The 18,783-nt window shown below is 65.1% G+C and carries 18 protein-coding genes; 8 read left to right on the forward strand and 10 right to left on the reverse strand.

Translation table 11 applies throughout. From position 1 onward, the window contains the following. Positions 1-173: 173 nt before the first annotated feature. Both msrA and ACFQ00_RS08085 read left to right on the forward strand, forming a co-directional pair. Positions 174-710 (forward strand): peptide-methionine (S)-S-oxide reductase MsrA, encoded by a 537-nt coding sequence (gene msrA / locus ACFQ00_RS08080; protein WP_381488786.1) that lies wholly within the window; start codon positions 174-176, stop codon positions 708-710. Between the two features lie 33 nt (positions 711-743). After that, a complete protein-coding gene (locus ACFQ00_RS08085) occupies positions 744-1,916 on the forward strand; it encodes an acyl-CoA dehydrogenase family protein (protein WP_381488789.1) in 1,173 nt (390 codons plus the stop codon). A gap of 3 nt (positions 1,917-1,919) precedes the next feature. Here the strand turns inward: ACFQ00_RS08085 and ACFQ00_RS08090 are convergent, their stop codons facing one another. The 4 genes from ACFQ00_RS08090 to ACFQ00_RS08105 form a co-directional block, all read right to left on the reverse strand. Next, a complete protein-coding gene (locus tag ACFQ00_RS08090) occupies positions 1,920-3,410 on the reverse strand; it encodes a flavin-containing monooxygenase (protein WP_381488792.1) in 1,491 nt (496 codons plus the stop codon). Positions 3,411-3,472: 62 nt separating this feature from the next. After that, positions 3,473-3,898, reverse strand: coding sequence for a hypothetical protein (locus ACFQ00_RS08095; protein WP_381488795.1), 426 nt, complete (start codon positions 3,896-3,898; stop codon positions 3,473-3,475). Between the two features lie 106 nt (positions 3,899-4,004). Beyond that, complete coding sequence (gene aqpZ, locus ACFQ00_RS08100; protein WP_381488798.1) at positions 4,005-4,691, reverse strand: aquaporin Z; 687 nt, start codon at positions 4,689-4,691, stop codon at positions 4,005-4,007. 71 nt (positions 4,692-4,762) lie between these two features. Further along, entirely contained in the window at positions 4,763-5,692 is a 930-nt protein-coding gene (locus ACFQ00_RS08105; protein WP_381488801.1) for an L-threonylcarbamoyladenylate synthase, read from the reverse strand. A gap of 74 nt (positions 5,693-5,766) precedes the next feature. Here ACFQ00_RS08105 and ACFQ00_RS08110 point away from each other — a divergent pair, with 74 nt between their 5' ends. Then, complete coding sequence (locus ACFQ00_RS08110; protein ID WP_381488804.1) at positions 5,767-7,512, forward strand: acyl-CoA dehydrogenase; 1,746 nt, start codon at positions 5,767-5,769, stop codon at positions 7,510-7,512. A gap of 203 nt (positions 7,513-7,715) precedes the next feature. Beyond that, positions 7,716-8,324 carry an outer membrane protein gene (locus ACFQ00_RS08115; RefSeq protein WP_381488807.1) on the forward strand — a complete coding sequence of 203 codons (609 nt, stop codon included), beginning with the start codon at positions 7,716-7,718 and terminating at the stop codon, positions 8,322-8,324. A 79-nt stretch (positions 8,325-8,403) separates the two neighbouring features. Here ACFQ00_RS08115 and ald read toward each other — a convergent pair whose 3' ends face one another. Then, the gene (gene ald / locus ACFQ00_RS08120) at positions 8,404-9,507 is read right to left on the reverse strand and encodes an alanine dehydrogenase (protein ID WP_381488810.1); all 1,104 of its coding nucleotides are present in this window, start codon (positions 9,505-9,507) and stop codon (positions 8,404-8,406) included. 131 nt (positions 9,508-9,638) lie between these two features. Between ald and ACFQ00_RS08125 the strand changes: the two genes are divergently transcribed. Next, positions 9,639-10,085, forward strand: a complete 447-nt coding sequence (locus ACFQ00_RS08125; protein ID WP_381488812.1) for an Lrp/AsnC family transcriptional regulator — start codon at positions 9,639-9,641, stop codon at positions 10,083-10,085. A gap of 163 nt (positions 10,086-10,248) precedes the next feature. Beyond that, entirely contained in the window at positions 10,249-12,162 is a 1,914-nt protein-coding gene (locus ACFQ00_RS08130; RefSeq protein ID WP_381488814.1) for a potassium transporter Kup, read from the forward strand. Here ACFQ00_RS08130 and ACFQ00_RS08135 read toward each other — a convergent pair. After that, the gene (locus tag ACFQ00_RS08135; RefSeq protein WP_381488817.1) at positions 12,159-12,563 is read right to left on the reverse strand and encodes a GFA family protein; all 405 of its coding nucleotides are present in this window, start codon (positions 12,561-12,563) and stop codon (positions 12,159-12,161) included. The genes ACFQ00_RS08130 and ACFQ00_RS08135 overlap by 4 nt on opposite strands. 81 nt (positions 12,564-12,644) lie before the next feature. Further along, on the reverse strand, positions 12,645-14,459 hold the full coding sequence (locus tag ACFQ00_RS08140) for a DUF885 domain-containing protein (protein ID WP_381488820.1): 1,815 nt from the start codon (positions 14,457-14,459) through the stop codon (positions 12,645-12,647). Between ACFQ00_RS08140 and ACFQ00_RS08145 the strand changes: the two genes are divergently transcribed. Both ACFQ00_RS08145 and ACFQ00_RS08150 read left to right on the forward strand, forming a co-directional pair. Continuing rightward, positions 14,428-15,960, forward strand: a complete 1,533-nt coding sequence (locus ACFQ00_RS08145) for an MFS transporter (RefSeq protein WP_381488823.1) — start codon at positions 14,428-14,430, stop codon at positions 15,958-15,960. The two genes, ACFQ00_RS08140 and ACFQ00_RS08145, sit on opposite strands and share 32 nt — an antisense overlap. 226 nt (positions 15,961-16,186) lie before the next feature. Then, positions 16,187-16,966, forward strand: coding sequence for a cold-shock protein (locus ACFQ00_RS08150; protein ID WP_381488826.1), 780 nt, complete (start codon positions 16,187-16,189; stop codon positions 16,964-16,966). A gap of 229 nt (positions 16,967-17,195) precedes the next feature. Here ACFQ00_RS08150 and ACFQ00_RS08155 read toward each other — a convergent pair whose 3' ends face one another. The 3 genes from ACFQ00_RS08155 to ACFQ00_RS08165 all read right to left on the reverse strand — a co-directional run bounded on the left by ACFQ00_RS08155 (position 17,196) and on the right by ACFQ00_RS08165 (position 18,718). Next, positions 17,196-17,687, reverse strand: coding sequence for a GNAT family N-acetyltransferase (locus ACFQ00_RS08155; RefSeq protein ID WP_381488828.1), 492 nt, complete (start codon positions 17,685-17,687; stop codon positions 17,196-17,198). A 1-nt stretch (position 17,688) separates the two neighbouring features. Continuing rightward, positions 17,689-17,952, reverse strand: a complete 264-nt coding sequence (locus ACFQ00_RS08160) for a YjhX family toxin (RefSeq protein WP_381488831.1) — start codon at positions 17,950-17,952, stop codon at positions 17,689-17,691. A 220-nt stretch (positions 17,953-18,172) separates the two neighbouring features. After that, positions 18,173-18,718 (reverse strand): PAS domain-containing protein, encoded by a 546-nt coding sequence (locus tag ACFQ00_RS08165; RefSeq protein ID WP_381488833.1) that lies wholly within the window; start codon positions 18,716-18,718, stop codon positions 18,173-18,175. Between the last annotated feature and the right edge of the window lie 65 nt (positions 18,719-18,783).

Consider the following 18,783-nt stretch of genomic DNA (forward strand, 5'->3'; position numbering starts at 1 on the left):
TCCTGCATTTACAAGTCCGGCCTGGCCCTGGCGCGGGTTCAATCCGCAAGAATTTGTATTCTGTTGCCGCGAATATACATAATGTTGGTGGTTAACCGCCAGAGCGCCGGCTTGCGACATGCCGCCGCAGCGGCGGTCGGAAGCACAGCGAAATCGAACGGAGCGAGTGCAACATGCCCATGGAAACCGCGATCCTCGCAGGCGGATGCTTCTGGTGTGTGGAAGCGATTTATGACGATCTTCAGGGGGTTGCGGCAGTCGAATCCGGCTATATCGGCGGACATACGACGAACCCGACCTACAAGGAAATCTGCGGCGGCGACACCGGCCATGCCGAAGCGATCCTGATCCACTTCGATCCGGCGGTCGTCAGCTACGAAGAGCTGCTCGACATCTTCTTCCACGTTCATGACCCGACGGCGCTCAATCGGCAGGGCAACGACGTCGGCACGCAGTACCGCTCGGCGATCTTCCCGCAGGATGATGCGCAGCGGGCGGCGGCGGCGGCGGCGATCGTGAAGGCCGGGGCGCTGTGGCCGGACCCGGTGGTGACGACCATCGAGACGGGCCCATGGTATCCGGCCGAGGACTATCACCAGGAATATTACGCACGGACCGGCGACACGACGCCCTACTGCAACTTTGTCGTCGGCCCCAAGGTCCGGAAATTCCGGGAAAAATACGCAGACCGCCTTAAAAGCCGAGGTTGACCCGCACGGCCGCAGGGGCCGAGCATCGCGTGCATGACGCTTTTCGACGACTGGCGGGCACGCTCGCCGTTCTACAACGAAACGCACGAGGCGGTGGCGGCAAGCGTGCGCCGATTCGTGGAGCGCGAGATCGCGCCTCATGTCGATGCGTGGGAGGAGGCGCGCGCTATCCCCCGCGCGCTCCACCGCAAGGCCGCGGAAGCGGGCATCCTGGGGCTCGGCTATCCCGAGGAATATGGGGGTCACACCGCGGGCTTCGACGTGTTCCACAACCTCACCCAGTCCGATGAACTGGCGCGGCCGGGCGCGGGCGGGCTCACTGCCAGCCTGATGACGCACGGCATCGGCCTGCCGCCGATCCTCGCCATGGGCAGCGAGGAGATGAAACGCCGCGTCGTGCCTGCGGTGCTCGCGGGCGAGAAGATCATCGCGCTCGGCATCACCGAGGCGTCCGGCGGCTCGGATGTCGCAAGCCTCCGTACGCGTGCCGAACGGGTGGGGAACACATATGTCGTGAACGGCGGCAAGATGTTCATCACCAGCGGGATGCGCGCAGATTATATAACGGTCGCGGTGCGCACCGGCGGCGCGGGCATGGGCGGCATCTCGCTGATGCTGATCGAGGCGGACATGCCGGGCTTCACACGCACGCCGCTCGAAAAGATGGGCTGGCACTGTTCGGATACCGCCGCGCTTCATTTCGACAATGTCGAGGTGCCGCCCGAAAACCTGATCGGCCCCGAAAATGCGGGCTTCATGGGCATCATGCGCAATTTCAACAGCGAGCGGCTCGGCATGGCGCACGGCTGCTGCGCCTACGCGCGCGTCTGTCTCGAGGAAGCCGCGGCATGGGCACGCGAGCGCGAGACGTTCGGAAAGCCGCTCGTCGGGCACCAGTCGATCCGTATCAAGCTCGCCGACATGGCGCGGCAGGTGAATGCGACGCAGGCGTGGGTGGATCAGTGCGCGTGGCAGGTGCGCGAAGGCAAAACAGAGCCTGCCGATTTCGCGATGCTGAAGGTGCAGGCAACACGGATGCTGGAGGCTGTCGCCCGCGATGCCGCGCAGGTGCTGGGCGGCGCCAGCTACCTCAAGGGCTCCAAGGTCGAACGCATCTACCGCGAGGTGCGCGTCAACGCGATCGGTGGCGGATCGGAGGAAATCCTGCTCGATCTTGCCGGCCGGCAGCTGTTTGCCGGGCGGTAGGTTCTACTCGGCCGCGATCGCTTGCGGCTCGCGCTGCGCCGACGCATCCGCCGCCTTGCTGAAGCGCAGCACGCCGTCGTCGACCGGCGCGTGGCGGAACATCTTCACGTCGCCGGCATAGTTCTGGTTGAGCCGCCACGGCACCGTCTTGCCCTGCTTCGGGAACTGGTGAAGCCCGCGCTGGAAATACCCCGAGGAGAAGTCGATCCACGGCTCGGCTTCCATGTTCGGGTCGACGAGCGTTGGCGTGACCGTATCGGTGCCGGTCTCTTTCATGTGATTGAGCACGCGGCACAGATATTCGCTGGTGAGGTCCGCCTTCAGCGTCCACGAAGCGTTGGTATAGCCGAACGCCACCGCGAGGTTCGGCACGCCCGAGAACATGATGCCCTTGTAGCCGTACGTCTTCGGGAAATCGACCTTGCGGCCGTCGAGCGTCACGTCGATCCCGGCCATGAAGAGGAGATCGAGGCCGGTTGCGGTGACGACGATATCCGCGTCCAGCGTCTTGCCAGATTTCAGGAGAATGCCGGTTTCGGTGAAGCGGTCGATGTGGTCGGTCGCGACCTCGGCGCGGCCTTCGCGGATCGCATCGAACAGGTCGTCGTCGGGAACGAGGCAGAGCCGCTGCTCCCACGGGTTGTACGTCGGCGTGAAGTGCGTCTTCACGTCATAGCCGGGGCCGAGCAAGTCGCGGACGCCGCCGAGCAGGCGTTTCTTCAGCTTTTCGGGTTTGCTCCGCGCCAGCCGGAAGAGCCACTGCTGCATCGCGACGTTGCGCCAGCGCACGATGTTGTAGGCGGCCATCGGCGGCAGCCAGCGCCGCAGCCAGTTCGCGAAGCGGTCTTCGGCGGGCCGGGAGATCATGTAGGTCGGCGAGCGCTGTAGCATGGTGACATGCGCCGTCTTCGCCATTTCGGGGACGAGCGTGACGGCGGTCGCGCCCGAACCGATCACGACGACGCGCTTCCCCGCATAATCGAGGTCCTGCGGCCAGTGCTGCGGGTGGATGATGCGGCCCCGGAAGCGCTCCGCGCCCTCGAACTGCGGCGTGTAGCCGGCCTCGTAGCGGTAGTAGCCCGAGCACATGTAGAGGAAATTGCACGTGAACTGCACGGGCTTGCCGTCGGAGCGCGCCGTCACCGTCCAGCGTGCGGTGTGCGAATCCCATGCCGCGGCCTCGACATGGTGGCCGAAGCGGATCTTCTCGTAGAGGCCGTATTCGCGCGCGGTCTCATCGAGATAGCGCAGGATGGAATCACCGTCGGCGATCGCCTTCTGGTCCGTCCACGGTTTGAAGTTGAAGCCGAGCGTATACATGTCGCTGTCGGACCGGATGCCGGGATAGCGGAACAGGTCCCACGTGCCGCCGATGTTCGGGCGGCCTTCCAGGATCATATAGCTGCGATCCGGGCAGTGCTTTTTCAGGTGCACGCCGGCGCCGATGCCCGAGATGCCGGCGCCCACGACGATCATGTCGAAATGTTCGGTCATGCGGTCCCTCTTCCGCTGATTTGAGCGGAACATAAATCAGACCCGCGCGAACGGAAACTCTTCTAATGCGCAGCGCCGACATGCGCGTCTGCCACCGCTGCGCTGATGCCTGCGGCGAGCACCGAAAGCTGGGCTGCCGCGGGATTGTCGCAAAGTCGGACGAGCGCGGAGGGATCGGCTTCGGCGCCGTCGAGCCCGATGGCTTCCAGCAGCTCGGCCTCGTGCGGCAGCAGCGCCACGCAGCAGGGCGCGCCGATCTCCAGCCGCTGTGTGCCGTGCATGGCGATGCCCGTCAGCAGGCAGCGCAGCAGGTGTTCGATGCCGCACGCGTTGTCGCCGTAGGCCTCGATCAGCGCGGCGTGAAGGCAGGGCGGGCGCGGCCAGCCGATCACGAGCCGCCGCAGCGCCCACAGGATCGTCTGGCTGTCAGGCGGCAGGTTCAGCCACGGCCCGCCACGGTATTCGGCTATTTCGGCAATCGTCGCCATGGTCCGATCCTTGTTGCGATAAGATTGATAATCATTCGCAATAAGGAATCTGTCAATGGCTTTCCAACAATCGGGAGGGAAGCCGCAACTCCCCTCCCGCACCGTATCACTCGTCCCACATGAACTTGTACACGAAGCCCGCGATGAGTCCGCCCACGATCGGGTAAACCCAGAAGAACCAGAGCTGTTGAAGCGCAATGCCCCCCTCGATGAGCGCCGGCCCCGTCGAGCGCGCCGGGTTCACCGACGTGTTCGTCACCGGGATGCTGATGAGGTGGATGAGCGTGAGCGCAAGCCCGATCGCGATCGGCGCGAAGCCGGGCGAAGCGCGCTTCGCCGTGGCGCCAAGGATGACGATCAGGAAGCCGAAGGTCATCACGATCTCGGTCCACAGCGCCGAGGTCATCGAATAGCCGCCTGGCGAATGTTCGCCAAAGCCGTTCGAGGCAAGGCCGCCCGCGTAACCGGCCTTGCCGCTCGCGATCGTGTAGAGCACGAGCGCGGCGAGGATGGCGCCGACGACCTGCGCGACGATGTAGCCCGGCGCGTCCTTCCACGCGAAGCGCCCGCCCGCGGCGAGACCCAGCGTGACGGCGGGGTTGAAGTGCCCGCCCGAGATCGGGCCCAAAGCAAAGGCCATCGTGAGCACGGTGAGGCCGAACGCGAGACTGACCCCGGCAAGACCGATGCCGACATCGGGAAACGCGGCGGCGAGCACCGCGCTGCCGCAGCCGCCGAGAACGAGCCAGAAGGTGCCGAAGAGTTCCGCTGTAAGCTTCTTGAGATCGAACATGCCATACCCTCCCCTGAAGCGCCGCGTCATGCGCGGCGGGGCTGCATAACACATTCTGGGCGCAAGGAGAATCAGCGCGGCGCAGCGGCGCGGCGGAGCCTGTCGTTGATCGCGGCGCCGAGGCCTTCATGGGGGACGGGGGCGACGGCGATGGCGCCCGCACCGCTCGCGTCGGCGGCGTGCAGGCAGTCGAATAGGCGGGCGGCAGCTTCGACGGGATTGCCCGCCGGGGACAGGCTGATGTCGCCCGTGACGGGACCGAAGCCGATCAGGAACTCGTCGTCAGCTGCAGTTTTCGCGTCCAGCCTGAGCGGCTTCGAGGGAGCGTAATGGCTTTCCATCATGCCCGGTGCCTCGATACCGCTACCCCCCAACGAAACAGGGGCGAACGCCTCCAGCGCCTCGCGCGGGATGCCGCCGGGGCGCAGCAAGCGCAGGCGGTCTCCATCCACCGCGACGATTGTCGATTCGATGCCGCCCTTGCAGGGGCCGCCGTCGATGATGAGCGGAATGCGGCCGCCCAGGGTTTTCAGGACGTGTTCTGCGCGCGTTGCGCTGATCTGCCCGGAGGCGTTGGCTGAAGGGGCGGCGAGTGGGCGGTCGAGCGCCGCGATCAGCGCTTGCGGGACGGGATGATCGGGGCAGCGGACAGCGAGTGTCGGGAGTCCGGCGGTGACGATGGCGGCGACGGGGCTTTCGGGTTTGCGCGGCAGGACAAGCGTCAGTGGCCCCGGCCAGAACGCGTCGATGAGGCGGTGGGCGAGCGGGGATAGTTCGACATGCGCTGCTGCCATTTCAGCGCCGCTGACGTGGGCGATGAGGGGGTTGAAGGACGGGCGGCCCTTGGCGGCGTAGATGCGGACGACGGCGTTTGGGTTCGTTGCGTCGGCGGCGAGGCCGTAGACGGTTTCGGTCGGGACCGCGACGACCGAGCCGGTGCGTAGCAGCGCGGCGGCAAGCGAGACGCCTGCCGTGTCCGGGGGCACGGTTTCAGTGCTCAAAAGATCAGGTTGCCCGCTCACAGCCCCCCGCTATACCCGCGCCGTTTCCTCTCACAAGCGATAGATGGCCGCCCATGACCTACACCGCCCCGATCACCGAGCAGCGCTTCGTCCTCGAAACCATCGCCGATCTGCCCGGCCTCGCGCAGCTACAACATTTCGAGGCGGCGACCGCGGATCTGGTGGATGCCATCCTCGAGGAGGCGGGGAAGCTCTCCGCAGGCGTTTTCGCGCCGCTCAACCGCATCGGCGACACCGAGGCCGCGAAGCTCGCGAACGGCGTGGTGACGCTGCCCGCAGGCGTTCGTGAGGCCTATGCAGCCTATGTCGAAGGCGGCTGGATGACGCTCGGCGCCGATCCGGCGTGGGGCGGGCAGGGCCTGCCGTTCGTGCTGGCGACCGCCGTGCAGGAGCAGCTGACGAGCGCCAACATGGCGCTGTCGCTGTGCCCGATGCTGTCGCAGGGCGCGATCGAGGCGCTGACGGCGCACGGCTCCGAGGACCAGAAGCAGACATACCTGACCAAGATCATCTCGGGCGAATGGACCGGCACGATGAACCTCACCGAGCCGCAGGCGGGAACGGACGTCGGCGCGCTTCGCACCACCGCGACGCCCGCGGAAGACGGCACGTGGCGCATCAAGGGCTCCAAGATCTTCATCACGTGGGGCGAGCACGACGTGGCCGAAAACATCATCCACCTCGTCCTCGCGCGCACGCCCGGCTCGCCCAAGGGCACCAAGGGCATCTCGCTGTTCGTCGTGCCCAAGTTCCTGGTGAACGCGGACGGCTCTCTGGGCGCGCGCAACGACCTGCGCTGCGTTTCGATCGAGCATAAGCTCGGCATCCATTCCTCGCCGACCTGTACGATGAGCTACGGCGATAACGACGATTGCGTCGGCTACATCATCGGCGGCGAGAACGCCGGGATGCGCGCGATGTTCACGATGATGAACCACGCCCGCATCAATGTGGGCTTGCAGGGCGTTTCCATCGCCGAGCGTGCGTATCAGCACGCGCTCGCCTACGCGAAGGAACGCGTACAGGTGCGCCGCATCATCGAATTCGCCGATGTGCGGCGGATGCTCATGACGATGCGCGGCCTCACCGAAGCGGCGCGGGCGCTCACCTATCTGAACGCCGCCGCCGTCGACCGCGCGCACGCTGAAACTGACGAACGCGCCGGGCGCGAGGCGCAGGCGCTTGCCGACCTGCTGACGCCGGTGACGAAGGCGTTCTCGACCGATGTCGGCGTCGAGGTCGCGAGCCTCGGCGTGCAGATTTTCGGCGGCATGGGTTTCATCGAGGAGACGGGCGCGGCGCAGCACTACCGCGACGCGCGCATCGCGCCGATCTACGAGGGAACGAACGGCATCCAGGCGATGGACCTCGTCGGCCGCAAGCTGCCGCAGGGCCGCTGGAAGAGCCTGTTCGCGGACATGCGCGCGGATTTCGCGCTGCTCACGGGCGAAACGGCCGGGCTGGCGCCCTATCTCGAAGACGCGCTCGCGGCGCTTGAGAGCGCGACGACGTGGCTCGCCGAAGGCGGCGCGGCGGGCGGTGCCGACGACAATGCGGCAGGCGCGACACCGTACCTGCGCATGTTCGGCCTTACCATCGGCGGCTGGCTGCTCGCCAAGCAGGCGGCGACCGCAGCGCAGCGTCTTGCGGCGGGCGAGGGTGACCCGGCGTTCCTGAATGCGAAGATCGTGACGGCGCGTTTCTTCGCCGAACAGTTCCTGCCGCAGGCGGCGGCATTGCTCGGGCCGATTACGCGCGGCGCGGAGGCACTGTTTGCGATCCCCGAAGAGGCGCTTTAGCGGGCGCTTTTCCACCCGATATTACGGTTTAACGGGCGCTGAACGTCGTTCGTCGAAGCCCGTATGTCGTTTGTCCTGTTTTCGACAGTCGTTCGCCGAAGCCGTGCCGCCATGCCTTTTCGCGGCCTTAATTCGCTCCCACCTCTCCCGCCGTCCGCGAGGCTCTCCCGTCGCGGGCAGTGCAATTTTGTAGAGGTGTGTTTATGAAAAAGCTTATCCTTGCCGCGCTCGCGACTGCCCTCCTCCCGGCGTCCGCGCTTGCTCAGGACGCAGGTACGATCGGCGGCGCGTTCGTCGGCGGCCAGATCGGCTGGGGCAAAAGGTCGGTCGATCTTGAGTTCGGCCTGCCGGGCGTTGATGATTTCGACAAGAACCGCAGCGGCATCGATTACGGTGTGTTCGCCGGCTACGATTACGGCATCGGTCAGAACGTTCTCGTTGGTGTCGAAGCCGGTCTCGGCTTTGGCGGCAAGACGCTGCGCGGTACGCCGATCGCCGGCCTGACCGCAGAGGTCGACCCCAAGTGGAACTACGACGTGAGCGCGCGCGCGGGCTTCCTCGCAACGCCGAACCTGCTCGTTTACGGCCGCGTCGGCTACGGTGCCGAGAAGACTCGCGTTTCGTTGGTCTCGACGATCCAGGGTGTCGATTCGGCCAGCGACAAGGGCTGGTCGGACGGCCTGCTCTATGGCGGTGGTCTCGAGTACGGCATCAACGAGTCGGCGAGCATCCGCACCGAATACCGCCACCGCGACATGGACGGCGGCTATGCGGCCGATCAGGTTCTGGCGGGCCTCGCGTTCCGCTTCTAACGACTGTCGGTCCGAAAACAGTTGGGCCGGAGGCATCGCCTCCGGCCCTTCTTTTTTGGCATCGCTCAGGTGAAACGCTTTACTCCCAGGCGCGGTAGGCGAGGTCGAGATCGTCGGCGACCGCCTTGTAAGTGATGAAACCGCCCGCGACGTTGAGGCCATTGCGGAGGTGCGGGTCGGCGCGCATCGCGCCCTCGGCGCCCAGCTTCGCCAGCTTCACGATGAACGGCAGCGTCGCATTGTTGAGCGCGAAGGTCGACGTACGCGCCACGGCGCCGGGCATGTTGGCGACGCAGTAGTGGATGACGCCCTCGACCGTGTAGACCGGGTCGCTGTGCGTCGTCGCGTGCGAGGTCTCGAAGCAGCCGCCTTGATCGATGGCGACGTCGACGAGCACCGATCCGCGCTTCATCGTCTTCAGCATCTCGCGCGTTACGAGCTTCGGTGCTGCTGCGCCCGGGATCAGCACGCAGCCGATGATGAGGTGCGAGTTCTCCGCCGCGCGTGCGACGGCAGCGCCGCTCGCGTAGACGGTCTTGATGCGATTCTGGAACAGCGCGTCGAGCTCGGCAAGGCGGGTGGACGAGACGTCGTAGATCGTCACGTCTGCGCCGAGGCCGACCGCCATCTGCGCGGCGTTGAAGCCGGAGACGCCGCCGCCGAGGATCGAGACCTTGGCGGGCGCCACGCCGGGCACGCCGCCGAGCAGGATGCCGCGGCCGCCCTGTTCCTTTTCGAGATAGTGCGCGCCGACCTGCACGGCCATGCGGCCCGCGACCTCTGACATCGGCTGGAGGAGCGGCAGGCGGCCCTGCGCGTTCGTGACCGTCTCATAGGCGATGCACGTCGCGCCGGACTTCATCAGCGCTTCGGCCTGCGGCTTGTCGGCGGCGAGGTGCAGGTAGGTGAACAGCGTGTGGCGCGGTTCCAGCCATGCGATCTCGTGGAGTTGCGGCTCCTTCACCTTCACGATCATGTCGGACGCGGCGAAGACTTCCTGCGGCGTCGCGAGGATTTTCGCGCCGACCGCCGTATAGGCGTCGTCGCCGAAATCGATGCCGCTGCCCGCGCCCGTTTCGACGAAAACCTCGTGGCCCGCCTGCGTGAGCTCGGCGACCGAGGCCGGCGTCATGCCGACACGATATTCGTGAACCTTGATTTCCTTGGGCACCCCGACGCGCATGACCTGTTCTCCCTCGTCCTTATGGAATGGAGGGAATTTAACGGAAATCGCGTCGGAAAAGTTTGTGAAGTTGTCAGACGGAAGGGGAATCGTGTAGAGAATATTCGAACATTGTTGGAGATTTCAGGAAATTGTCCGATCTTGATCAGATAGACCGCAAGATTATCGCCCAGCTTGCAATCGACTCGGGATTGACCAGCGAGCAGCTCGGCAGCCGGGTCGGGCTTTCGGCGTCCGCGGCACACCGGCGGGTGAAGCTTCTGGAAGAGTCGGGGTACATCCGCGGCTACCGCGCCGTGCTGTCGCCCGAAGCGCGGGGCAATCCCTCCGCCGTCTATGTCGCCGTCACGCTCACCGACCAGCGCAAGGAAACGCTCTCCGCTTTCGAAACCGCCGTGGCACGCGCGGCCGAAATTGCCGAGGGACACCTTATCACCGGCGATTCGGACTACATGCTGAAAATCCTGGTGAAGGAAGGCGACAGCTTCGAGCGCGTGCACCGCGAGCTGCTGGCGGCGCTGCCCGGCGTGCAGCGGCTGGTGACGCAGGTGAGCATCCGCAAGATCGTGGGTGAGTGAGCGGGTTGGCACGCCTGTTGTGCAGTGCGGCACGCTATGCTAGTCGCCGCCGCCGTTTCGGTGAGAAACAATGCAGCTTGAGGCATGAGTCGCATGGCCCAGCAGTACAAGGATAAAAGGGTTCAGAGCCGCTGATCGCGGCGCCGATCCCACACCCCCGTCCATGACCGGACCCCACAACCCGCACGCGGCGACATCCGATCGCCATGACGGGATCGCGAAGCTCGCGGTCGCCGCCATCGGCATCGTGTTCGGCGACATCGGCACCTCGCCGCTCTACGCCTTTCGCGAGACGTTCGTGGGGCATCATCCGCTCGCGCTCGATACGCTACACGTCTACGGCGTCATCAGCCTCATCTTCTGGTCGATGACGCTGGTGGTGAGCATCCAGTACGTCACCATCCTGATGCGTGCGGACAACAAGGGGCAGGGCGGCAGCCTCGCGCTGCTCGCGCTCATCTCGCGGCGAACCGAGCATTCCAGGCTCGCGCCGCTGATCGTGCTGCTCGGCGTGTTCGCAACGGCGCTCTTCTACGGCGACAGCATGATTACGCCCGCGATCTCCGTGCTGTCGGCGGTGGAGGGGCTTACCGTCGTTCGCTCGGGAATGGAGCCGCTCGTGCTGCCGATCGCGGTCGGTCTGCTGGTGTTCCTGTTCATGCTTCAGTCGCGCGGCACGGCGAAGGTGGGCGCATGGTTCGGGCCGATCATGCTCACCTATTTTCTCACCATCGCGGTGCTCGGCGCGAGCCAGATCGTCCACCATCCCGAGATCATCCTGGCGATGATCAACCCGTGGTACGCGATCCAGTTCTTCATGATCGACGGCTGGCTCGCATTCCTTGCGCTCGGCTCGGTGGTGCTCGCGGTCACGGGTGCGGAAGCGCTTTATGCCGACATGGGGCATTTCGGGCGGCGGCCCTTGCGGATCTCGTGGTTCTGGTTCGTGATGCCCGCGCTGCTCATCAACTACATGGGGCAGGCCGCGATGATCATCAGCCTGCCCGCCGCCGAGGCGCAGGAAGCGATCCGCAACCCGTTCTTCCTTCTCGCGCCCGAGGGGCTGCGTCTGCCGCTCGTCATTCTCGCCACGATGGCGACGTTCATCGCGAGCCAGGCGGTGATCTCCGGCGCCTTCTCGGTGACGCATCAGGCGATCCAGCTCGGCTTCATGCCGCGCCTCACCATCAAGCACACCAGTGCCTCCACGCAGGGGCAGATCTATATCCCGGTCATCAACTGGCTGCTGATGGCGGCGGTGATCCTGCTGGTGCTGATGTTCCAGAATTCGAGCAGCCTCGCCGCCGCCTACGGCATCGCGGTGACGGGCGCGATGTTCATCGATACCTGCCTGCTCGGCGTCGTGCTGTTCTCGCTTTGGAAGTGGAAGCCGTGGGTGGCCATTCCGCTGCTCGGCATCTTCTTCCTCGTGGACGGCGCCTATTTCGCGGCGAACCTTACCAAGGTTCCCGATGGCGGCTGGTTCCCGCTCGCCGTCGGCATCGTTGCCTTCACCATGCTCACGACATGGTCGAAGGGCCGCCTGCTGATGCGCCGCCGTATGCAGGAAGCCGCGATGCCGATGGAGATCTTCGTGAAATCGGCGGCGGGCAGCGCCACGCGCGTGCCGGGCACGGCGATCTTCATGTCGTCCGAACCGACCGGCGTGCCGCACGCGCTCCTCCACAACATGAAGCACAACAAGGTGCTGCATGAACGCGTGATCGTGCTCACCGTGGCGATCGAGGATATTCCCTACGTCGAGACGTGCGACGTCGTGGAGACGCAGGATCTGGGGCAGGGCTTCTACCGCATGAAGCTGCGCTACGGCTTCATGCAGGAAACCGATATTCCGAAAGCGCTTTCACCAGTCAACGCCTGCGGGCCGAAGTTCGACATGATGCAGACGAGCTTCTTCCTTTCCCGCCAGACGCTGATTGCGGCGCCGAAACCCGGCATGGCGATCTGGCGCGAAAAACTGTTCGCCTGGATGCTGCGCAACGCGGCGACGGCGATGGAGTTCTTCAAGCTGCCGACGAACCGCGTGGTGGAGCTGGGCAGCCAGGTCGAGATCTAGCCGAGAATGCGTGCCTCGCGCACGTAGCTGAAATCGCCCGCGCCCGACCAACTGCGCCCGTCCGGATAACGCAGTTCGATTCCGGCGAGGTCCTTCTCGTCCGCCAGCCACATGTTGACGCCCATCATGCTGTTTCCGAACTTTGCCACGGCGCCCGGAGTCAGGGTGAAATGCGTTGTCGCGCCGCATGTGGGGCAGAAATGGATTTCCGCGGCCGGGTCATCCTTGTCTTGCCGGGAGTAGGTGTTCGTCACGCCTTCGACGCTGACCTCCGACGGATGACAATAGGCCCAGCGCGCGCCCGATTTGCTGCACAGCGTGCAGTTGCATTCGTGGATGTAGTCCGGCCGTTTTTCGGTCGCGATGTGGATCTGGCCGCAGAGGCAGGAAAGCTTCACCATGGGCCGAGCCTATAATGTGCAGGCCGGCGGGCCGATAGCCGTCATTCCGGCCCAGGCCGGAATGACGGCGCGTTCGGGCACTTATTTCTTCGACGCAATCCAGTCGTCGATCTTCTTTTCGAGAACCGCGAGCGGCAGGGCGCCGGTCATCAGCACTTGCGCGTGGAAATCGCGGATGTCGAACTTCGGCCCAAGCGCCTTTTCGGCGCGGGCGCGGAGTTCCTGGATCTTCATCGCGCCGACCTTGTAGGCGAGCGCCTGGCTGGGGATGGCGATGTAGCGCTCGACCTCCGCCGTGGCGTCGGTGCGGCCCATGTCGCTGTTGGCGAGCATGTATTCGATCGCCTGATCGCGGGTCCAACCCTTCGAATGAAGTCCGGTGTCGACGACGAGCCGCATCGCGCGCAGCATCTCGTCGGAGAGCGTGCCGAAGCGCTGGTAGGGATCATCGAAGAAGCCCATCGGGTAGCCGAGCGTTTCGGCGTAGAGCGCCCAGCCTTCGATGTAGGCGGTATTGCCGCCGAAACGCATGAAGCTCGGCAGGGCGGCATTTTCCTGCGCGAGGCTGATCTGGAAATGATGCCCGGGGGCGCCTTCGTGGAGGTAGAGCGTCGTCATGCCCGGCGTGGTGCGCGAGGGCAGATCATAGGCGTTGAAATAGAAGATGCCGGGGCGTGTGCCGTCGGGTGTGCCCTGCTGATAGGAACCACCGGCCTGCTGCTTTTCGCGGAACGGCTCGTAGGGGCGGATATCGAGCGGGGACTTCGGCACCGTGGAGAAATACGCCGGCACCTTGGCGTCCAACGCTTTGCCGATCTCGAAATATTTCTGGGTGAGCCACTCGCGCGACTGCGGCTTGAACTGCGGATCGTTGCGCAGATAATCGAAGAATTCAGGCAGCGTGCCCTTGAAGCCGACCTCGGCCTTCACTTTCTCCATCCCGGTCTTGATGCGCTTCACTTCGGCAAGGCCGATGGCGTGAATGTCTGCGGCCTTCAGCGGCAGCGTCGTCGTGTTTTCGATAAGCTGCGCGTAGAGTACGGGCCCGCCCTTCATGGCGGAGAGGCCGACCTGCTCTCGGGCCGCCGGGAGGTACTCGGCTTTCAGGAAATCGTGCAGCCGCTGATATGTCGGATAAATCTTGTCCGTGATCATCGCGCGGTATTCGGCCTTGAGGCGTGCCTGATCCGCGGCGGAGATGCCTTCGGGGAACTTGGTGACCGGGCTGTAGAAGGGCGAGTCCTCGGGCGCCTGCGCGAGCTGGGTCGCGAGCTGCTCGATGACGTTGTTGATCGTGAGCTTCGTTTCGACGACGCCTGACGCCATGCCTTCACGGAACCGGCCGACCGAGCGATCGAGCAGCGTGACGTAGTCCTGATGGCGCTTCAGGTTGTTCTCGTAGTCGGCGAGCGTCGCGAAGGGCGCGCCGCCGGTGGCCGATGCGAACGACGGGTAGAAGGTGTGGAAGCCGCTGAAGTGATTGACCGGGCGCACGACGGTGAGCGCGAGGATTTCGGGGGTGAGGCCCTTGAGCGTCTCTTCGGTCTGCCACTTGAAGACATCGTAGGCGATGCGGTCGGTGGCATCGAGCGCGCTGCGGTCGATCGCCTTCAGGCGCGCGAGGTCGCTTTCGCCGGCGGCACGCTCTGCATTGTAGTAAGCATCGGTAATGTAGTCGCCGAGCTGGTCCGCGTAGCGCATGTCCCCGCGAAACAGGGCATTGATCGGATTGCGCTTGAGGTTCGCCTCGTCCGAATCCTGGAAAAGCTGCCAGAGCGCCTGATGTGCGGGGTTCTGGACCGCGGCGGAGGCCGCCGGCGCCGTTTGGGCCGAGACGGGGGCGGCGAGAGCAAGCGAAAGTGCAATGGCGAAAGCCGACGCAAGGCTGCGCATCATCGATGAAGTCCTTTCGGGAAAAGCGAGCATGGCTGGGTTCATACGCTGCGCCGCCGGGACTTGCTATACGCCCGTCGAACAGGGCGTGCGGTTCGTCGAAGCCCGGAGCGATCCTCCCAGCATCGCTAGTGAGGCGGCGGCGGCGCTGCCGATAAGCTCCCGCCCCGTGACCCGGCTTCCGACGCGCACGCTTGCCGCCTATGCGGGCCCCGGCCTTCCCGTCGCCGCGCTCGGGCTGCCGCTCGTCATCTATCTGCCGCCTTACTACGCGGGCACGCTGGGGCTCGATCTTGCCGCGGTGGGTTTCGTTTTCTTCCTCGTGCGGATGCTCGACATGCCGCTCGATCCGCTGCTCGGGCATTTCATGGACGGCACGCGCAGCCGCTGGGGCCGGTTCCGGCCGTGGCTGGTGGCGGGCGGGTTGACGCTCCTTGTCGCCACGGTCGCGGTGTTCTTCGCCGTGCCGGGCATTACCGTGTGGTATCTGTTCGGCTGGTTGATGCTGCTGTTCACTGGCCATTCGATGCTGAACGTGTCGCATATCGCGTGGGGCGCGACGCTTTCCGGCGATTATCATGAACGTTCGCGCGTCTACGGCTGGTGGATCGGCGGGCATCTGGTGGGGCTGATCACCGTGCTCGTGCTCCCCGCCGTGCTCGGGCAGATGATGGGCGCGGACGCGCCGAAGCCGGTGCACCTGATGGGCGCATTCATCCTCGCCATCATTCCGCTCACGGTGATCGGTGCGATCGTCGGCGCGCGCGAGGGCGCGGCGCAGGCGGAACACCCGCGCATCACGTGGGCGGATATCCGCCGGCTGTTTTCGAACCGGGCACTGGCGATGCTGCTTCTCGCCGACGTGCTGGTGAACCTCGCGCCGGGCGTGACGGGCGCGCTCTTCGAGTTCGTGTTCGTCCGCCTGCTCGGCTTCACGCAGGCCGGGGCGGCGGTGATGCTGCTGATCTATTTCGGCAGCGGCCTCCTTGCGCTACCGCTGTGGCTGCGCCTTGCCGTGCGCTTCGGCAAACAGCGCGCCGCCGCCGCTGCGTGCGTGAGCGGCGCGGCGCTGCACGTCGCGGCGTTTCTCGTTTTCGATCCCGCGCAGGCGTGGCTTTCGTATCTTGCCATCGGGCTCGCCGGAACGCCCTATGCCGCGCCCGGCTTCCTGCTCCGCGCGATGCTTGCCGATGTCGGCGACGAGGAGCGGCTGGCGAGCGGCGCGGACCGGATCGGGCTGCTGAATGCCGTGCTGACGACGGCGATGAAGCTCGGCTACGCGCTGCCGGTGGGGATATTGTTTCCGATTCTCGCACTTGTCGGGTTCAGCGCCGAAGCGGCTGCGGCGAGCGCGCCGGGGTCGCTGCTGTGGGTCGAGGGCTTCTGGATCGTGCTGCCGCCGGTGATCCTGCTTCCCGCCGCTTTCGTGCTCGTTCGGCTGCCGCTCAGCGCCGCGCGGCACGCCGAAGTGCAGGCTGCACTCGCACGTGCCGGAAAGAATTGAGAACACGTCTTTTTTGCTCGCAGGTTTTGCGAATCTCCTGTAGGCTGGCGAAGTTCATGTCAGTTTCAGACTGGTGTGGACGTTCGTCATGAATGTCCGTGGGCGCACGGATTTTGTTTTGGGATCAGCAGGCTGTCGACCGCCGCGAATAGAATTGGGCCGAGAACGACAGTGCTGTGGCGGCAGGCGCCCGGCTGCCGACGTTATTCAGACTGGATATCACGACATGGGTTTTGATGGCCGCAAGCGCGGTGGGGACCGTGGCTATGACCGCCGCGGCGGAGGACGCGATTCGTTCGGCGGTGGCGACGATTTTTACGACTCCGGTCGCAGCTTCGGCGGTGGTGACCGCTTCGGTGGCGGCGGTGGCGGCGGTGGCGGCTTCGGCGGCGGTGATCGCTTCGGCGGTGGCGGCGGTGGCGGTGGCGGTGGTTTCCGCGGCGGCGGCGGTGGCGGCGGCTTCGGTGGTGGCGGCGCTAGCCGTGACCCCGGCACGTCGCTCGGCACGGCTTCGGGCACCGTCAAGTGGTTCAACGCGACGAAGGGCTTCGGCTTCATCGCTCGCGACAGCGGCGAAGACGTGTTCGTGCACATCAGTGCGGTCGAACGCGCCGGTCGCACGACGCTTGATGAAGGCCAGCCGGTCACGTTCTCGATCTTCGACCGTGGCGGACGCCTCTCGGCTGCCGATCTCGTGGTCGATGGCGAGGCGCCCGAGCGTCCCGATCGCCCCGAACGTCCGGCCCGCGACCGCGGTCCGTCGGCGGGTGCCATGGACGACGACTTCACGCCCGGCGAGCGCATCGAAGGGACGGTCAAGTTCTTCAACACGATGAAGGGCTTCGGCTTCATTTCGCGCGGCGACGGCAAGCAGGACGCGTTCGTGCACATCAGTGCGCTCGAGCGCGCCGGTCTCACCAGCCTCGCCGAAGGCCAGCGGGTCAGCTTCGAGCTGGCGCGCGACCGTCGCGGCAAGGTGGCTGCAGGCAATATCGAACTGCTCTAACGAAGCAGCCGCAATCGATTCGGGGAGGATCGAACGCAGGAGGGGCCGGCGCGTATTCGCGCCGGCCCTTTTCGTTTGTGGTCGGACTGTGCCTTTCGACGATACGTTGCCCGACCTTTGTCACGCCTGTTGGTCTGGAGTCGTTCCGGTTCAGATTGAACCGGAACGACTCCAAATGATCTTTTGTTTGCCGTTATTTCCGAGCCGGCAGGTGATTCCACCTGCGAAATCACTCTAGGCCGAACGCCGGATGGTGCAGCAGCTCCCCGCGCGGCTCAATGTCGTCGAAGGGCAAGGCCTGAACCACCTCCGGAGGACAGCCGGCGACGCTGAGGCCGGGGAAGGATCGGAAGCCGAACCGGCCATAATAGGCGGGGTCGCCCACCAGCGCCGCGCCCCGGCTCGTCGTTCGTAGCCGGCGGACGGCTTCTGCCATCAGCGCCGTGCCGATACCTTGGCGGTGCCTTGACGGCAAAACTGCAAGCGGGCCGATCAGGCCCCAGCCGCCCTGCGTCCCGATCCACGCCGCCGAGGCGGCCAGATACCCAATCACCTCGCCCTGCTCCTCGGCCACAAGGGAGAGGGCAAGTGCGTGCTCCGCGCGCAGCATCTCAACGATGCGTGCCTCTGTTCCGGTGGATTGCGGCAGCAGCAGCATGGCTTCCGTGACAAGCCGGCTGATCGCTGGGATGTCAGCCGTCGTTTCATTGCGGATCAGCATGTCATGCCCCTTGATTGTCGAGTTGCGCGCGAACGGACGTACGGCCGCGTTTGGAAATCCGATATGGGCTGCCCGATCGGGATTCGATCAGCCTTTTCCGCCGCAGTTGGTTGAAAACGGTGAGGTCGAAGTCGGCGAGGAGCATTCCTTCCCGTGTGACGCATGTCACCGACGTGATTTTGGGGCCGTCGCCGCGCTCGTGCAGAATGCAGCCGCCAAGGGCCAGAACGTGCAACGCACGTTGTTCATTTCGTGAGATATTCATGGAAGTCTCGTAAGATAGGCGTGAAAGACACCCCGAGCGCATTGCGCCCGGCGGCTTTGAATTCACGAGGCTCTCTGAGGTTCAGAGAGCCTTATCGTACAAGCTCAGACATCCACTCTCCGGTTACCGCGAAGCGAACATTGTCGCCGCGGACCACGCCAATATAGGGGGCGTGCGTTCCCACTGACAATTGGAAAAGGGGCTGACCGTGGACGGCGTTTCAGCCTCTGATGGGAACGATGCGCGCTGCGGCCGGGCGTTCGCTTTCACGTGCGGTTTCGCGCCAGCTTACGACGCCGAACACGACGTCGATCACGCCGCCGTTGGTGGTGAACGGCATCAGCAGCGCACGGTAGATGCCGGGGTGGCCTGTGGCGGTTTCATAAGGGGCCTCGACCGACAGCGGCACGGCGCGGCTGAGGAGTTCGGGCAGGTAGCTGCTGATGCGCATGAGGAGCGAGCCCGGCGGCGCGTCGGCGAGGCCGATGACGTCGGTATCGACGCCGCCTTCGGCTTGCAGCGCCTCACCGATGAGGCGGAGGTGCGGGCCTTCGCGTTCATCAAGATCGATGACGAAGCTCTGTGTGCAGCGATCTTCGATCAGCATCGGATCGAAATCGTTCCAACGCGGCACGCTGCCCGCGCGTGGCAACGTCGCCCAGTAGTTGTGCGCCTGCATATGCAGGCGCCGTTCCTGCGCGCCCGTGCTGACCGGCGGCAACGCCTTTGCGCGGCGAAGCGCTGAAACCTTGCTGCCGAGTGTCATGTATGCGCTCCCTGAATACAGTGCGCGCGACCCTGCCCCAGCAGGCGTTAACAGCTTGGAAACGA

The sequence above is a fragment of the Sphingosinicella xenopeptidilytica genome, assembly GCF_042676985.1.
GTDB lineage: Bacteria > Pseudomonadota > Alphaproteobacteria > Sphingomonadales > Sphingomonadaceae > Sphingosinicella > Sphingosinicella xenopeptidilytica.

Excerpts from the sequence above, each read along its gene's own strand:
- msrA (WP_381488786.1), top strand. The coding sequence starts at position 174 with ATGCCCATGGAAACCGCGATCCTCGCAGGCGGATGCTTCTGGTGTGTG.
- ACFQ00_RS08085 (WP_381488789.1), top strand. The coding sequence starts at position 744 with ATGACGCTTTTCGACGACTGGCGGGCACGCTCGCCGTTCTACAACGAA.
- ACFQ00_RS08090 (WP_381488792.1), bottom strand. The coding sequence starts at position 3,410 with ATGACCGAACATTTCGACATGATCGTCGTGGGCGCCGGCATCTCGGGC.
- ACFQ00_RS08095 (WP_381488795.1), bottom strand. The coding sequence starts at position 3,898 with ATGGCGACGATTGCCGAAATAGCCGAATACCGTGGCGGGCCGTGGCTG.
- aqpZ (WP_381488798.1), bottom strand. The coding sequence starts at position 4,691 with ATGTTCGATCTCAAGAAGCTTACAGCGGAACTCTTCGGCACCTTCTGG.
- ACFQ00_RS08110 (WP_381488804.1), top strand. The coding sequence starts at position 5,767 with ATGACCTACACCGCCCCGATCACCGAGCAGCGCTTCGTCCTCGAAACC.
- ACFQ00_RS08115 (WP_381488807.1), top strand. The coding sequence starts at position 7,716 with ATGAAAAAGCTTATCCTTGCCGCGCTCGCGACTGCCCTCCTCCCGGCG.
- ald (WP_381488810.1), bottom strand. The coding sequence starts at position 9,507 with ATGCGCGTCGGGGTGCCCAAGGAAATCAAGGTTCACGAATATCGTGTC.
- ACFQ00_RS08130 (WP_381488814.1), top strand. The coding sequence starts at position 10,249 with ATGACCGGACCCCACAACCCGCACGCGGCGACATCCGATCGCCATGAC.
- ACFQ00_RS08135 (WP_381488817.1), bottom strand. The coding sequence starts at position 12,563 with ATGGTGAAGCTTTCCTGCCTCTGCGGCCAGATCCACATCGCGACCGAA.
- ACFQ00_RS08145 (WP_381488823.1), top strand. The coding sequence starts at position 14,428 with ATGGCGAAAGCCGACGCAAGGCTGCGCATCATCGATGAAGTCCTTTCG.
- ACFQ00_RS08140 (WP_381488820.1), bottom strand. The coding sequence starts at position 14,459 with ATGATGCGCAGCCTTGCGTCGGCTTTCGCCATTGCACTTTCGCTTGCT.
- ACFQ00_RS08150 (WP_381488826.1), top strand. The coding sequence starts at position 16,187 with ATGGGTTTTGATGGCCGCAAGCGCGGTGGGGACCGTGGCTATGACCGC.
- ACFQ00_RS08155 (WP_381488828.1), bottom strand. The coding sequence starts at position 17,687 with ATGCTGATCCGCAATGAAACGACGGCTGACATCCCAGCGATCAGCCGG.
- ACFQ00_RS08160 (WP_381488831.1), bottom strand. The coding sequence starts at position 17,952 with ATGAATATCTCACGAAATGAACAACGTGCGTTGCACGTTCTGGCCCTT.
- ACFQ00_RS08165 (WP_381488833.1), bottom strand. The coding sequence starts at position 18,718 with ATGACACTCGGCAGCAAGGTTTCAGCGCTTCGCCGCGCAAAGGCGTTG.